Here is a 14,837-nt window from a genome sequence, read left to right on the forward strand (position 1 = left end):
GGGCCGGCCAGGCGAAGAACAAGAAGGTCTGCAAGGGCGGCAGCGCCAAGTCGACCGACGAGAAGGCCAAGGCCGACGCGTCCAGCCCGCGGGTGCAACGGCCCTTCGGCGTACGTCAGAAGCCCGGGCTCACGGTGCCCCGGCGTACCGAGTACGCGACGAATCCCGCTCCGGCACACAGGAAGGCCGTACCGCCGATCAGGTACGGGGTGGTGTCGACCCCGGCCCCGGTGTCGGCGAGCGTCTCCTGCGTGGTGATCTCTCCCGCACCGGACGCCTGTTGGCCGGGAGCGGAGGAGCCGGCGGAACCGCTCCGCGGGCCTGCCCCGTCCGTCGCGTTGGCGGAGGGGACGAACCAGAGAGCGCAGAGCAGGGTGCCTGCCGCGGTGGTGGTCAGCAGCGTGCGACGAGCGATGGACACAGAATCGATCCCCTTGCGACAACCATCAGTTAGCCCCGTGGACCGATGCTAAGCAAAGCAGCGGGTCGGAGGAAAGTCGCGGGCCCCAGGAGCCTTACGCTCCGGCGTATGAGCACTTCAGAGACAACCGCATTTGTTCGGCTTCGCGTGGAGATGGTGCTGGAGATCACCGACGCGGACGCGCTGACCGGCACCGCACTCGAGAGCATCGCCGCCGACTACGCGGCGTCCGGCGCCGCCGCCGAGGACTCCGGCGAAGAACGTATGCATGCGGAGGCGACGGTCAGGGAAGACGATGCTGAGGCGCTCGCGTCACTCATCGACCCGTTCGACCTGGTCAGCCAGGTACCCGGGGTCGAGCTCGCGCAGGCCTCGTGGAGCAGCGAGACCATCGACTACGACCCCGGCGCCGACGACTGGACCGCCGGCGGGGACGACGAGGACGAGGGCCACTACGGGATCGAGGACAATGAGACGGACGACGAAGAGGGTGGCGGGACGGAACGCTGACTCCGCTCGGCACGCCGGCCGGGCAGCGGGAACCGCCGTTGCCCCCGGTGCGTCGATGAGTGGTGTTCCCCACATCTTCGGCTGATGAGGAACGGAAGACCCGGTCAGGGTGTTCTTGGAGCATTGACGGGTGTGCGCCCTCAGGCGGCCCCGTCGGGGATTTTGGGGAATCGGCAACGATGGAGAAGCGTGTGATGACGGACAGCAAGCGGCGCAGGGGCCTCATGGCCGCGTCCGCACTGCTCGGCGGCGTGCTGGTGCTTTCGGCCTGTAGCGACGACGGCGGTGGCAAGGGCGGCAGCGCCGAGAGCTCGAAGACGTCGCAGGCCGAGGTGGACGAGGCGGCGGCCAAGGACGCCTCCGAGGCGCAGATAACGATCGCGCCGAAGAACGGTGCCACCAACGCGAGCATCAACAGTGCCGCCCTGGTCACCGTCGCCAAGGGCAAGCTCACCGAAGTCACCATGACCACGTCCGCCGGAGAGGCCGTCGAGGGCACGCTCGCCTCCGACGGCTCCAGCTGGAAGCCGACGGGTCAGCTCGAACGCTCGACCACGTACAAGATCAGCGCGACGGCCACCGACTCCAAGGACCGCGAGGCGCACGCCAACAGCTCCTTCACCACCGTTTCACCCGAGAACAGCTTCATCGGGAACTTCACCCCCGAGGACGGCTCCACCGTCGGCGTCGGCATGCCCGTCTCGATCAACTTCAACAAGGCGATCACGAACAAGAAGGCCGTCCAGGACGGCATCACCGTGACGTCGAGCAGCGGCCAGGAAGTCGTCGGCCACTGGTTCAACGAGAAGCGTCTGGACCTGCGCCCCGAGAACTACTGGCAGGGCAACTCCACCGTCACACTGAAGCTGGCGCTCGACGGCGTCGAGGGTGCCGACGGCGTCGTGGGTGTGCAGCAGAAGACGGTCACCTTCAAGGTCGGCCGCAACCAGGTCTCCACCGTGGACGCCAAGGCGCACACCATGACCGTCACCCGGGACGGCCAGACGGTCAAGACCATCCCGATCTCCGCCGGTTCCTCGGAGAACCCGACGTACAACGGCCAGATGGTGATCTCCGAGAAGTTCAAGGAGACCCGCATGGACGGTTCGACGGTCGGCTTCACCGACGACGACGGCAAGGGCGAGTACGACATCAAGGACGTGCCGCACGCCATGCGGCTGTCCACGTCGGGCACCTTCATCCACGGCAACTACTGGGGCGCCAAGTCGATCTTCGGCAGCGTCAACACCAGCCACGGCTGCGTCGGCCTGTCCGACACGAAGGGCGCTGGCGACCCCAACGTGCCGGCCGCCTGGTTCTACGACAACTCCATGATCGGTGACGTGGTCGTCGTCAAGAACTCCCCGGACAAGACCATCGCCCCCGACAACGGGCTCAACGGCTGGAACATGAGCTGGGCGGAGTGGACGGCGGCCCCCGCCGCCTGATCCTCCCACCGCGCTCCTCCCCCGTACGAAGGCGGCGGCACCCCGGATTCCCCGGGTGCCGCCGCCTTCGGCGTGTGCGGCCCGCAGGCGTTCTCATCCGGCTCTCATCGCAGCCTTAACTCCTCATCACACCCGCTCCGTAGCTTCGCGCCATGTTCTTCACCTACCTCCGGCGCGAGCTGCGCCGTCGCAGAAAGGCGGCGCTCGTCGTCGCCTCGGGGCTCGCCCTCGGCATTGCGCTGGTCATCATCGTCAGCTCGGTCTCCTCGGGCATGAGCAAGGCCCAGGACAAGGTCCTCCAATCGCTGTACGGCCTCGGTACGGACATGACGGTGACCAAAGCCGCCGCCGCTCCGGGTTCCGGCACCGAACGGCCCCGGTTCGAGTTCGACGCCAAGGACGACGACGACGCGACCCAGAGCACCGACCGCGTCATGGTCCAGGGCTTCCAGACACTGGCCTCCACCACCGTCGACAAGGTCGGCGAGCAGAACGGCGTCGCGGACGCCGTCGGCGGGCTGAGCCTGACCGTCATGAAGGTCGACGGCCAGTTCAAGCGCGGTGAGTTCAAGCAGTCCACCGAGGGCGACGGAGCGACCCAGGGCGGCCCCCGCGCCGGCGGCAGCGGTCAGCCGCAGGGTGAGGTCCAGGGCGGCGGCGCCTCCTTCGACGTCAACTCCTTCACCGTGTACGGCACCGACGTCACCCAGCAGGACCTCGGCCCGCTGACCTCCTCCAAGATCACCAAGGGTCGTACGTTCAAGGCCACCGAGACCGACGCGAAGGTCGCGGTCGTCGACGCCGCGTACGCCAAGGAGAAGGAGCTCACGGTCGACAAGACCGTCACGATCTCCGGCACGAAGTACACGATCGTCGGAGTCTCGACGGCGGACAGCGGCGACGCGGCCGCCAACGTCTACGTCCCGCTGAAGCAGGCGCAGACGCTCGCCGACTCCAAGGACAAGGTCACCACGGTCTACGTCAAGGCCGCCGACTCGCAGGCGATCGACACCGTCAAGGCCGCCATCCAGAAGAACATCTCCGGTACGACGGTCACCACGTCCGCCGACCTCGCCGACACGGTCTCCGGTTCCCTCTCCACCGCCTCCGACCTCGCCTCCAGCGTCGGCAAGTGGCTCTCCATCGCCGTCCTGGCCGCCGCCTTCCTCGTCGCCGGCCTGCTCACGTCCTCGGCGGTCAGCCGCCGCGTACGGGAGTTCGGCACCCTCAAGGCGCTCGGCTGGAAGAGCGGACGCGTCACCCGCCAGGTCGTCGGCGAGGCCCTCGTCAACGGCCTCATGGGCGGTGTCCTCGGCATCGCCGTCGGGCTCGCCGGCGCGTACGCCGTGACCGCCATCAGCCCCACCCTCACCGCCCAGCTCGGCTCCTCGGGCGGCGGAGGCGGCATGGGAGGCGGCGGCCCGATGGGGGGCGGCGGTCCCGGCCGCCAGACCGCGGCCAAGACCCTCGACATCGCGCTGACCGCCCCCGTCTCCCTCACGACGATCCTGACCGCCGTCGCGCTGGCGGTGGCGGGAGGCCTCATCGCGGGTGCCTTCGGCGGCTGGCGGGCCTCCAGGCTGCGCCCGGCCGACGCCCTGCGCCGCGTCGCGTAACGCCGCCCCGCCCCTCCCCTCCGTACGTACAGCAGGAGTCCACACGTGTACCAGCTCAAGGGCGTCACCAAGCGCTACATGCGCGGCAAGAACCCCGTCGACGCGCTCGCGGGCGTCGACCTGACCATCGAGGACGGCGGCAGGCTCGTCATCCAGGGTCCGACCGGCGGAGGCAAGTCCACGCTCCTCCAGATGCTCGGCGGGCTGGACAGACCCACAGCCGGCTCCATCGAACTCGACGGCGTCGACCTGGCGAAGCTGCCCGAGTCCCGGCTCACCAAGGTCCGGGCCGAGTCCATCGGCTTCGTCTTCCAGAGCTTCAACCTGATTCCGACGCTCACCGCCCAGGAGAACGTCGAAACCGCGCTCGTCCCGCTCGGCCTCGGCGCGAGGACCCGTCGGGAACGGGCCGCGGAGGCCCTCGACTCCGTCGGCCTCGGCGACCGTCCCACCCATCTGCCGGGCGAGATGTCCGGCGGCCAGCAGCAGCGCGTCGCGATCGCCAGGGCGCTCGTGAAGCGGCCCAAGGTGCTGCTCGCCGACGAACCCACGGGCAACCTCGACGAGTCCATGCGCGACGAGATCATGGAACTGCTCGACGGGTTGTGGAAGGAGCACGGGCTGACCTTCGTGATGGTCACCCACGACAGTTCCCTCGCCCGCAAGGCGCCGCGGGTGGCGACCATCCGCAAGGGCAGGGTGACGGTCACGGAGAATGCGGCGGCCTGAAGCCGGCGGGTGCGCGGCGCTCCCCGGCCGACGGGCGGGAGGCGCCGCGTCACACCGATGCGTACGCGGCGACGGACCTGCGGTAGGTCCGCAGGTCCCCGCGCCTCACCTGGCGCAGCCCCGTCAGTTCGTCGTCGGCCATGCTGCCCGGCGGTGAGCCCTCGGGCTGCGGGACCCGTGACTGTGCGATCCCGGGCTGCCCGCCCGCGGGCCGTGGGGCGCCGGGCCGTCGGACGCCGGTCCGGGCGGGGCGCGGGCGCAGCCGGTACCGGAGCTGCAGCGGAAGCCGGACCAGCCCGTACAGCCAGCGCCTGACCAGCTGTCCCAGCCCCGGCCGGCCGGCGTCGGGCAGTCCGATCACCCGTACCCCCATGATCAGTTTGCCCGCGCTGGCCCGGAGGGCCGCCGTCAGCAGCACCTGGTTGACGAAGGAGAGCGCGAGGGCGGGCAGGGCGGTCAGGACCACGGCCCGGCCCGTCTCGGCCGCGTGCACGTACGGCCGGGTCAGTAACCCGGCCGCCAGCAGGCAGAGATAGCAGTCGAGGGCGATCGCGAGGTATCGCCGCATGCCGTCGGCGCCGGACGGAAGGGAGGGCGGCGGCCGGAGCAGTCCGTACGGGGGAGGGGGCACCGCCCCGTCGCGCGAGCGGGGCACGTGCCCCAACACCCCTGGTCTATAAGGAAGTTGCCTTCCGGTAGCGTTCCGGGGCCCCCGTGTCGATGTCATGACGGCATCATGACCGATCGTCAGCCGGCGGGAGCTTCTCGTGCACCCCCGACTTACCGCGGATGTCCGTCGCGCGTGTGCGGGAGCACGGTCAGCAGCCGCCACCGGGCCACCGGTAGCCGGAATCCAGCCGGTACACGCCGGCCCGGGGCACCGTCAGCCGCGTCCAGGCGCCGTCCCGTCCCACGCACGCCCCGCCGTTCGCCCGCAGCCAGGGCGAGTACGCGATCCGTACCCGCACCGACCCCGCCGACGGCATCCGCACCACCAGCGACGCCGCGTCCCCGCGCACCACCTCGCCCGGCGCCGACACCGGCCCTGCCGCCCCGCGGACCCGGTAGACCCGCCACCACGTGTCCTGCCACACCGGTTCCAGCCAGTCCGCGCCGCGCCGGACGAGGGCAGCCTCCGCCTCGGCCGGACCGTCCGGCGTGCCACTGTGCAGCACCACCAGGCCGACGGCCCACCGGTCGAGCCAGCCGCGGTACGCCGCCGGTGCCGGCGTCCTCCCGTAGAACAGCCGGCCGCGCTCCACGTCCAGTTGGCGGTTCCAGCCGCGCGCCATCGCGACGTGCCCGGCGAGCAGGGCCGCCTCCCGGTGGTTGCGGGCCGGGACGACCTCCACCCGGGTGCGGTTGGCGCCGAGTGCGTGCAGCGCGGCGACGACACCGTCGGTGTGCACGGCCCAGGCAGGCACCGTGGTGGAGACCTCCAGATCGTCGTCGGTCTTGTTCACCACCCAGCCGGTGTTGACCACGAGGACCCCCGCGAGCACCGCGGTCCCCACCCGCCGTACCGCCCCTGCCCGGCCCCGGGCGCCCGCGAGCAGCGCCGCGAGGAGCACGGGCGGCCCGGCGAGCCCCACCAGCCGCTCCACGTTCGTGCCGACCGGCGAGGCGACACAGAAGGTCAGGACGACCCCGGTCGCGTACACCGCGGCTCCGAACCTGACCACCCGCCAGCCGGCCGTGCGCGGCGCGGCGAGCACCACGGCCGCGCACGTTCCGAGCGGCATCCACAACACATCCGCGCGCATGGGCTGCTCGCCCGTGAACGGAAACAGCACCGTCGTCGCCGTGACCACCGTGACCGGCGCGGCCAGCAGCGCGAGCGCCCTGCGCACCTGCCCGTCCAGTCCGTACGCCGCACCCGCCACCACGAGGAACAGCCCCGCCACCGGACTTGCCGCCGTCGCCAGGGCGGCGCACCCCGCGGCGGCGGCGGGGCGCCCCGTCACGCACACCAGCGCGGCCAGCCCGATCGCCGCGCCCAGCGCGAACGTCGTACGCCCGGATGCGACGTTGCACCAGATCCCGAACGACCCCAGCACCGCGACCGCCACCGGCCACCGCATCCCGCTGCGCGCGCACAGCCGTCCCAGCGCCCACGACCCGCCCAGTCCTGCTGCCACGGAGACCGTCCGCACGCCGAGCACGGCCATCAGGTGCGGGGTGAGCACGCTGTAGCTGGCGGTGTGCATCCCGCCGTACCAGGAGAGGTTGTACGCCGACCAGGGGTGCCGCCCCGCGAAGTCCGCCCACGCCAGCTGCGCCGCGAGGTCCCCGCCACCGGTGGACAGGACCGCGGCCCACACCACGTACAACGGCACGACCGCCAGCGTCGCCACGAGCGGCACCCGCCACGCCGGACGCCGGTCGACCGCCATGCCCGGGCTCGAACTGCTGCGCGGCCGCGGGATCTTCGCGGACGGACGGCCGGGAGCTTGCGTATGCGTACGAACACGTTCAGTGATCCCCACTCCGCACACCCTACGGCGGGGCGGGGCGCCCCCAGGACCCTCACGCTCCTGCCCGGGAGGCTGTGAGGTTCGCCACCGTACGGGTCGTCATACGGACGATCGTGGTCAGTATGGAGGCGGCTCCGGGCTTCTCCGGGGCCACGCTGGGACAATCGCCCGGTGCGACGGTCCTCCCCCGACCGGTGGCGCTTCCAGGGACAGGAAGCGCCGTTGTGCACGAGCCCACCCATGGAAGGTCTTGATCAGATGCCCGCCACCTCCGGCTCCGTAAGCCCGCACACCGCCGCCACCCGCGTCATCGAACCGCTCTACGCGGAGGTCCTGCGACGCAACCAGGGTGAGAAGGAGTTCCACCAGGCGGTACGCGAGGTCCTCGAAACCCTGGGTCCGGTGCTGGCGCGGCGGCCGGAGCTGGTCGACGCCCGGATCATCGAGCGGATCTGCGAGCCCGAGCGCCAGCTCATCTTCCGGGTGCCGTGGTCGGACGACTCAGGCGACATCCACGTCAACCGCGGTTTCCGCGTGGAGTTCTCCAGTTCCCTCGGCCCGTACAAGGGCGGACTGCGCTTCCACCCCTCGGTCAACCTGGGCATCGTGAAGTTCCTCGGCTTCGAGCAGATCTTCAAGAACGCCCTCACCGGCATGCCGATCGGTGGCGGCAAGGGCGGTGCGGACTTCGACCCCAAGGGCCGCTCCGACGCCGAGATCATGCGGTTCTGCCAGTCCTTCATGACGGAACTCCACCGCCACCTCGGCGAGTACACCGACGTACCCGCCGGAGACATCGGCGTGGGCGGCCGCGAGATCGGCTACCTCTTCGGCCAGTACAAGCGGATCACCAACCGCTACGAGTCCGGTGTGCTCACCGGAAAGGGCCTCGGCTGGGGCGGCGCCCAGGCCCGCACCGAGGCGACCGGCTACGGCTGTGTCCTGTTCACCGCCGAAATGCTCCGCAGTCGCGGCGAATCCCTCGACGGCCAGCGCATCGCCGTCTCGGGTTCGGGGAACGTGGCCATCTACGCGATCGAGAAGGCCCAGCAGTTCGGCGCGACCGTCGTGACCTGCTCCGACTCGGGCGGCTACGTGGTGGACGAGAAGGGCATCGACCTCGACCTCCTCAAGGAGGTCAAGGAAGCAGGGCGCGGCAGGGTCTCCGACTACGCGGAGCGCCGCGGCGAGCATGCGCGCTACGTGCCGGGTACGGGTGTCTGGAACGTCCCCGTGGACGTCGCCCTGCCCTGCGCCACCCAGAACGAACTCGACGAGACCGACGCGCTCGCCCTCGTACGCCACGGCGTGAAGGCGGTCGCGGAGGGCGCCAACATGCCCACCACGCCCGAGGCCGTCCGCATCCTCCAGGACGCGGGTGTCGCCTTCGCCCCCGGCAAGGCGGCCAACGCGGGCGGCGTGGCCACCAGCGCGCTGGAGATGCAGCAGAACGCCTCCCGCGACTCCTGGACCTTCGCCCACACGGAGGAGCGCCTCGCCGAGATCATGCGCCACATCCACGACGCCTGCTACACGACAGCCGAGCGCTACGGCAGCCCCGGCAACTACGTGGTGGGCGCGAACATCGCGGGCTTCGAGCTCGTGGCCGACGCGATGCTGGCACAGGGCCTTATCTGACGCGCCCGGCTCGGGACGGAACACGTCCCGAGCCCGAGTGCGGGTTTCGTGATCATCCTGTGCTCGCGCATACGTACCCGCTCCGAGAAGAATGCCTGGTCGGAGCAGGTACAAGGGGTGGGGAACGTGGAGACTGCAAGACGCTGGAGGGCCGTGCTCGCGCTGACTTCGGCGCTCGTCGGCACAGCCGCATGCGGCGCAAGTGACGACGCGGAACCAGGGGAGTCCGTCTACGGCCGGCCCCTGGCCGAGCAGTTCCACGCGGCGACGGAAGCGACGCGGAAGGCCGGCACGGCCACCTTCGTCTCGACCCTCACGTACGGGACGACGACCGGCGACGCCGAACAGCGCACCGAGGGAAGCCTGGACTACACCAGAGGGACCTCGCTCGCCACCGTCGGCCTCACCGTGGACCGGCGCTTCCACCGGACCGCCGCCCAGTTCGTCGGGGAGCCGGGGACGACCGTCGAACAGACCCTGGCCACCGACGGCGACGACGTCTACGTCCGGCGCGGCACCTCCGCCTGGCTGCGCTACACCCCCGAGGCGATCACGGGACTGGGCGAGTCGACCCGGGCGGTGGCCGCTCACGCCGCGGGCGACGTGGCACCGTACAGCGGCACCCTCGCCGACCTCGTCCCCCGTACGATCCCCCGCCAGGAACCCGAGCGGCAGAAGGACGGCAGCCGCGTCTACCGGGTGACCGTACTCGCCGAGATCGCGTCGGACATACTGCCCCCGGAACTCCGGACCGCCGGGGGCGACCAGGTGGAACTGACGGTGCGGCTCGATTCCGAGGGCAGGCTCACCAAGGTGACCGCCGACCTCGGGCCCGTACTCGTCGGCCTGCACGAGGAGAACGCTCCCACCGGAAGCATCCGGACCCTGCGGGCGACCTACGAACTGAGCGAGTTCGGCAAGCCGGTCCGGCACGAGAAGCCGGGCAAGGGCGTCGAGGACGCACTGAAGGCGCTGGCACCCGTGGGCGGACTGAAGGCGGGCCAGTGCGCCGCCACGGACACGGGACTCGGCAGCAACGGGGTCGTCCGTCCGGTTGACTGCGCGGCGAGCCACGACATGCGTGTAATCGCCCAGACCGAGGTGGACCGGACCTTCCCCGGGGAACGTGCGGAGAAGAGCGGGGACGAGTACGCGGATCAGCAGTGCAGACGCGCGTACGAGACGGCCCCGGCCGCATGGCGGCGCGACGCCGTTCACAAGGGCGGATTCTCGTACATCGGCTCCTCCGACACCACGGTCTCGGTGGGCGGGGGAGGGACCGAGACGACGGTGGACGGCGCCTACACCTGTTACGTCGTCACGTCCTGACCGGCGCCGCGCCGGAAGTACTCCGCGCAGCCCGTGTTCACCGCCATCACCACCGCGAGGACCACGGCCGCCACCGGATGCCCCGTCCCGAACACCGCTGCCGCCGCACCGCCGAGCACCAGCGTCTTCACCGCGAGGACGCCCGGGAGCGGCAGCCGGATCCGGGCGCGGGGTGCCGCGAAGAGCCCCCACAGGGCAACGGCCGCCGCAGGGGTGCCCAGCCCCAGCAGCAGCGTTGTCGCCCAGCCGTCCACGGCGGTGAAGCCCCACCGGGCCAGAGCGCCGATCGCCACCAGTTCGAGGACGAAGGCGAGCACCTCGTTCGCGGCGAACCACGGGCGGCCGTGCATCGCGGCACGAGGGTCTCGGCCGTCGTTCACCGTCATGTGTCCCGCCCGCCCCTTCGGTCGTCGATCTTCCGTGCGGAAGCGTAGCGAGACCTGTCCGGTGTACGCCGGGAAACCACCCTCAGCCCGCCGCGACCATGCGCGCCCGGGTACCTGCCCGTCAGGGGCGAGGAACACGGTCCGGGGCAGCGCGGCGTCGGTGGTGCGGGGCGACTCTGCGGTGGACGGGTCGGTCGTGGTGAACACCGCAGCCGGACACGCCGCACGACACCCGGCTTAGCCAACAGCAGATTCGCCCGGCGCGGAACGCTTCCACCTCCCGCGCCGGGCGCAGCGCTCCTAGGCTGGGGCGATGAGCAGCCACACGCAGAACCGAGCCCGCGTCATCCCCCTGCGTCCCGTCCCCGCGAGGCCGGGTCCCGCCCCCGCCGCCAGAGAGCCGCTCTGGCGGGACGTCGTCGGGGATGTCCTGCGCCGCGAGCGGCTCGCCCAGGGCCGGACGCTCAAGGACGTGGCCGAGGACGCCCGGATCTCGATGCCGTACCTCTCCGAGATCGAGCGCGGCCGCAAGGAGGCCTCGTCGGAGGTCCTCGGGGCGGCGGCCCGTTCGCTCGGACTCGGACTGGCCGATGTGCTGTCCCTGGCCCAGGGAGAGCTCGCGCGCCGGAGCACGGCCTCCAGGATGTCCCCGGCCCGCGCCTCCATGGGCGAGGTGCGACTGGCCGCCTGATGCCGCCTCAGGCGGAGGCCAGGAGCCGGCGGCTGAGGACCTCGTCCGCGAGGCCGTAGGCCACCGCCTCCTGCGCGGTGAAGATCCTGTCCCTGTCGGTGTCGGCCCGCAGGGTCGCGAGGTCGTGGGGGGTGTGGCGGGCCAGGACCTCCTCGACCTGTGAGCGGATCCGCAGCATCTCCTCGGCGTGCAGCCGCAGGTCGGAGACCGTCCCCTGCTGCCCACCGCTGGCCGGCTGCCCCAGCAGCACCCGGGAGTGCTCCAGGACGAACCGGCGGCCCGGGTCGCCGCCGGCCAGGAGCACGGCCGCGGTCGAGGCGGCCTGGCCCACGCAGAACGTCGCGATGGGGGCCGAGACGAAGCTCATCGTGTCGTAGATCGCCATGAGCGAAGTGAAGGAGCCACCCGGCGAGTTGAGGTAGATCGCGATCTCGGTCCCGGGGCTCGACGACTCCAGGTGGAGCAGCTGGGCGATGACGACGTTGGCGACCCCGTCGTCGATCTCCGTACCGATGAAGATGATCCGCTCGGACAGGAGCCTGCTGAAGACGTCGTAGGACCGTTCCCCCTGCGGGGTGCGCTCGACGACGTTCGGAATCGTGTACTGGCTCATGATCAGAGTCCCATCCGTCGCCGCGAACCGGACGGGCGTACGTCGTCGAGCGACTCGACGACGTGATCGACCATCCCGTACGCCTTCGCCTGCCCGGCCGTGAACCACCGGTCCCGGTCGCCGTCCCGGGAGATCGTCTCCGCGGACTGCCCGGTGTGCGCCGCCGTGATCCGCTCGACGGCCTGCTTCGTGAATTCTAGGTTCTCGGCCTGGATCGCGATGTCGGAGGCCGTGCCGCCGATGCCGGCCGACGGCTGGTGCATCATGATCCGCGCGTTCGGCAGGGCGAACCGCTTGCCCTCGGTCCCGACGGTGAGCAGGAACTGCCCCATCGATGCCGCGAAGCCCATGGCGAGGGTGGAGACGTCGTTCGGGATGAGCTGCATCGTGTCGTAGATGGCCAGCCCGGCCGTCACGGACCCGCCGGGACTGTTGATGTAGAGGCTGATGTCGGTGCGCGGGTCCTCGGCGGACAGGAGCAGCAGCTGCGCGCAGACCCGGTTGGCGGAGACCTCGTCCACCTGGGTCCCCAGGAAGACGATCCGCTGGGCGAGGAGCTGCGCCGCGAGGTGGTCGTCGAACCGCGTCGGCGGTGTGTCCTCGTCGGCGGCGCGTGGACGGGCAGCGAAGTGGAGTGACATCGGACCTCCCGGTGGTGGGGGCGGCCGGAACGGCCGCGCTCCCTCCACTCTTGGCCCGGAGGGGCGTCCACATCACGGATCTCGGCCCTCGGCAGATTCGCCGCGGGCAGATCCGCCGCTACGGTGACCGCACGATCCGCCGCTACGGTGACCGCATGGAAAGCAGCGGAGTCTGGATCGGCCTCGAACTGCTCGACCCGGACAGCGAGTCGAGCACGCGGTGCACCTGGCACGGGGACAGGACCAACCCCTGCCGGAAGGAGCCGGTGACGGGCGTGCTCGACCGGCGGGGCTACCGCTGGTCGGCGTGCGCCGAGGCCGCTGCGGCCGTGGCCGCCGACAGAGGGGTTCCCCTGCCGCCCGGCCCGGCCTGAGCCTGCCCGCTACGTCACTCGCCGGTGGTGGGAGCGGGGGCGATACCCGTCGGGCAGGCGCGGCCCCAGTTCGTCTCGGAGGGGGATTCCAGCGTGGCGCCCGTACCGCCGATACCGCAGTAGCCGTCAGGGTTCTTGTCCAGGTACTGCTGGTGGTACGGCTCCGCCGGCCACAGCGTGCGGCCCTCGGCGGGCAGGATCTCCGTGGTGATCTCGCCGAAGCCCGCACCGGTGAGGACCCGCTGGTACGCCTCGCGGGACGCTGCCGCGCCCTCCGCCTGCTCCGCGGTGTGGGTGTAGACCGCCGAGCGGTACTGCGTACCCACGTCGTTGCCCTGGCGGAAGCCCTGGGTCGGGTTGTGGGACTCCCAGAAGAGCTTCAGCAGCTCCGCGTAGCCCACGACGGTCGGGTCGAAGACCACACGGACCGCTTCCGTGTGGCCCGTCAGGCCCGAGCAGACCTCTTCGTACGCCGGGTTCTCCGTAGAGCCGCCCTGGTAGCCGACCAGGGTCGTCCACACGCCCTCGGTCTGCCAGAACTTGCGCTCGGCACCCCAGAAACAGCCCAGCGCGAAGTCCGCGACCTCCAGACCCTCCGGGTACGGGCCGGTCAGCGGGTTGCCGAGGACCGTGTGGCGGGACGGGACCGCGAATTCGGGGACGGGGCGGCCGCGCAGGGCCTCCTCGGGGGTGGGGAGCTGCGGGGTGCGGTGGTTCAGGAACATGCGGGGGCTCCTCCGGGGTCGGTGTTCAGTGCGTACAACGCCACGGGGGCGCCGTGGATTCCGCCGCCCCCTGCCCGTCGCCGGCTACTGCGGCAGCGTCGCCGGGCTGCCGCCGTTCGCCTCGTACCCGGCGACGGCCAGCGCCCGGTACACCGTGTACTCGGCGGCCGGATCGGAGTCCTGGATCCAGGGCAGCGCGCCCACGTGGCCGTCGATGTGGACGAGCTGGTGCATCGCCTCCGACCAGCGCTCCATGCGGACGAGGAAGAAGACCAGCAGGTGCCGGACATGGGCGAGTACCGGATCATCGGCTCGCGCGGCGTGCACCGCGAACATCGCGCCCCCGACCGCCTTCGTCGCGACGGCACCCCGGTAGAAGCCCTGCACGAGATTGACCTCCGGCAGGTTCTCGTACAGCGCGAACAGCGGCAACGCGGCCAGCAGTGAGCCCTGCGGGGCGCGGGCGGCGGCGGCCGTGGCGAAGCGGTCGACGAGCTCGGCCGAACCGTGCCACTTCTCGCACCAGAAGTGCAGGGCGGCGATGTGCGCACCCATGTGGGCGGGGGCACGGTCGATGACCTTCGCCCACAGCTGGTCGAACTGCTCGTGGGAGTAGCCCAGTCCGCGGGCGACGGCCAGTTCCACGATGTACGGGACGGGGTCGCCCGGTGCCAGCAGGGCCGCCTCGCCGCAGACCGTACGGGCCTCCTCCAGGATGATCCGGAAGTCGTCGGAGCCCACCGCGGCGGTGCGCCACGCCTGCTGCACCAGGAATTCGGCGTGCACCGCCGCGCCGCCCGCGTCCTTCGGGGCCTCGGCCCGCCACTTCCGCAGCCACGCCCCGCCCTCACCGGGCCGCTGCGCCAGCTCCAGCGAGGCCGCACCGGCGAAGGCCTGCACCCGCTGCCAGCGGATCTCGCTCTCCTTGGGCGTGCCCGCGAGCAGCTGGGAGGCGGCCCGCCACTCCTGGGTGCCCTGCACGACGGCCAGGACGTCGAGAAGGTCCTGGTCGGGGCCCGGCATCCGGATGTCCAGTTCCTCCTGCCGCACGAACCCGTAGTTCTCCGGGTCGGCAGCGTCCGGGGAACCGGGCGCGACCTGCCGGATACCGCCACGGCGGCGCAGCATGATCGGGCCGACGACCACGGCGAGCATGCACAGGGCGAGCAGGAACCACAGAATCTCCATGGCTCCATTGTCCCTTGACGGCGCAGCGGCCGGTAAGTGCCCTCTTGACGAACT

General features: G+C 71.1%; 16 protein-coding genes. 8 read left to right on the forward strand and 8 right to left on the reverse strand.

The window, feature by feature from the left end:
• Nucleotides 1-115: 115 nt before the first annotated feature.
• Entirely contained in the window at nt 116-421 is a 306-nt protein-coding gene (locus ABZS61_RS12565) for a hypothetical protein (RefSeq protein WP_356418487.1), read from the reverse strand.
• Between the two features lie 108 nt (nt 422-529).
• Between ABZS61_RS12565 and ABZS61_RS12570 the strand changes: the two genes are divergently transcribed.
• The 4 genes from ABZS61_RS12570 to ABZS61_RS12585 all read left to right on the forward strand — a co-directional run bounded on the left by ABZS61_RS12570 (nt 530) and on the right by ABZS61_RS12585 (nt 4,724).
• On the forward strand, nt 530-931 hold the full coding sequence (locus ABZS61_RS12570; protein WP_356418490.1) for a hypothetical protein: 402 nt from the start codon (nt 530-532) through the stop codon (nt 929-931).
• Between the two features lie 179 nt (nt 932-1,110).
• Nucleotides 1,111-2,379 (forward strand): Ig-like domain-containing protein, encoded by a 1,269-nt coding sequence (locus ABZS61_RS12575; RefSeq protein ID WP_356418493.1) that lies wholly within the window; start codon nt 1,111-1,113, stop codon nt 2,377-2,379.
• Nucleotides 2,380-2,531: 152 nt separating this feature from the next.
• Nucleotides 2,532-3,995: an ABC transporter permease gene (locus tag ABZS61_RS12580; protein WP_356418496.1), complete on the forward strand. Its 1,464-nt coding sequence runs from the start codon at nt 2,532-2,534 to the stop codon at nt 3,993-3,995.
• A 45-nt stretch (nt 3,996-4,040) separates the two neighbouring features.
• Entirely contained in the window at nt 4,041-4,724 is a 684-nt protein-coding gene (locus ABZS61_RS12585) for an ABC transporter ATP-binding protein (protein WP_356418499.1), read from the forward strand.
• A 49-nt stretch (nt 4,725-4,773) separates the two neighbouring features.
• On the opposite strand, the gene ABZS61_RS12590 is transcribed toward ABZS61_RS12585, so the two are convergent.
• Nucleotides 4,774-5,292 carry an RDD family protein gene (locus ABZS61_RS12590; RefSeq protein WP_356419375.1) on the reverse strand — a complete coding sequence of 173 codons (519 nt, stop codon included), beginning with the start codon at nt 5,290-5,292 and terminating at the stop codon, nt 4,774-4,776.
• A gap of 250 nt (nt 5,293-5,542) precedes the next feature.
• Nucleotides 5,543-7,117, reverse strand: coding sequence for a hypothetical protein (locus ABZS61_RS12595; RefSeq protein WP_356418502.1), 1,575 nt, complete (start codon nt 7,115-7,117; stop codon nt 5,543-5,545).
• Nucleotides 7,118-7,456: 339 nt separating this feature from the next.
• Here ABZS61_RS12595 and gdhA point away from each other — a divergent pair, with 339 nt between their 5' ends.
• Nucleotides 7,457-8,836 (forward strand): NADP-specific glutamate dehydrogenase, encoded by a 1,380-nt coding sequence (gene gdhA / locus ABZS61_RS12600; RefSeq protein ID WP_356418505.1) that lies wholly within the window; start codon nt 7,457-7,459, stop codon nt 8,834-8,836.
• Between the two features lie 126 nt (nt 8,837-8,962).
• On the forward strand, nt 8,963-10,165 hold the full coding sequence (locus tag ABZS61_RS12605) for a septum formation family protein (protein WP_356418508.1): 1,203 nt from the start codon (nt 8,963-8,965) through the stop codon (nt 10,163-10,165).
• Here ABZS61_RS12605 and ABZS61_RS12610 read toward each other — a convergent pair.
• Nucleotides 10,147-10,551, reverse strand: a complete 405-nt coding sequence (locus ABZS61_RS12610; RefSeq protein WP_356418511.1) for a YrdB family protein — start codon at nt 10,549-10,551, stop codon at nt 10,147-10,149. The two genes, ABZS61_RS12605 and ABZS61_RS12610, sit on opposite strands and share 19 nt — an antisense overlap.
• A gap of 313 nt (nt 10,552-10,864) precedes the next feature.
• Between ABZS61_RS12610 and ABZS61_RS12615 the strand changes: the two genes are divergently transcribed.
• Nucleotides 10,865-11,242: a helix-turn-helix transcriptional regulator gene (locus ABZS61_RS12615; RefSeq protein WP_356418514.1), complete on the forward strand. Its 378-nt coding sequence runs from the start codon at nt 10,865-10,867 to the stop codon at nt 11,240-11,242.
• A gap of 7 nt (nt 11,243-11,249) precedes the next feature.
• Here ABZS61_RS12615 and ABZS61_RS12620 read toward each other — a convergent pair whose 3' ends face one another.
• Both ABZS61_RS12620 and ABZS61_RS12625 read right to left on the reverse strand, forming a co-directional pair.
• The gene (locus ABZS61_RS12620) at nt 11,250-11,855 is read right to left on the reverse strand and encodes an ATP-dependent Clp protease proteolytic subunit (protein WP_356418517.1); all 606 of its coding nucleotides are present in this window, start codon (nt 11,853-11,855) and stop codon (nt 11,250-11,252) included.
• 2 nt (nt 11,856-11,857) lie between these two features.
• The gene (locus ABZS61_RS12625; RefSeq protein WP_356418520.1) at nt 11,858-12,496 is read right to left on the reverse strand and encodes an ATP-dependent Clp protease proteolytic subunit; all 639 of its coding nucleotides are present in this window, start codon (nt 12,494-12,496) and stop codon (nt 11,858-11,860) included.
• Nucleotides 12,497-12,651: 155 nt separating this feature from the next.
• On the opposite strand from ABZS61_RS12625, the gene ABZS61_RS12630 reads away from it, so the two are divergent.
• Nucleotides 12,652-12,870 carry a hypothetical protein gene (locus ABZS61_RS12630; protein ID WP_356418523.1) on the forward strand — a complete coding sequence of 73 codons (219 nt, stop codon included), beginning with the start codon at nt 12,652-12,654 and terminating at the stop codon, nt 12,868-12,870.
• A gap of 14 nt (nt 12,871-12,884) precedes the next feature.
• Here the strand turns inward: ABZS61_RS12630 and msrA are convergent, their stop codons facing one another.
• Together msrA and ABZS61_RS12640 are read right to left on the reverse strand one after the other, a co-directional pair.
• Nucleotides 12,885-13,595: a peptide-methionine (S)-S-oxide reductase MsrA gene (msrA, locus tag ABZS61_RS12635; protein ID WP_356418527.1), complete on the reverse strand. Its 711-nt coding sequence runs from the start codon at nt 13,593-13,595 to the stop codon at nt 12,885-12,887.
• An 84-nt stretch (nt 13,596-13,679) separates the two neighbouring features.
• Nucleotides 13,680-14,783: a hypothetical protein gene (locus ABZS61_RS12640; protein WP_356418530.1), complete on the reverse strand. Its 1,104-nt coding sequence runs from the start codon at nt 14,781-14,783 to the stop codon at nt 13,680-13,682.
• Between the last annotated feature and the right edge of the window lie 54 nt (nt 14,784-14,837).

Origin of the sequence: Streptomyces sp. NPDC005566, from assembly GCF_040605575.1 — a bacterium.
GTDB lineage: Bacteria > Actinomycetota > Actinomycetes > Streptomycetales > Streptomycetaceae > Streptomyces.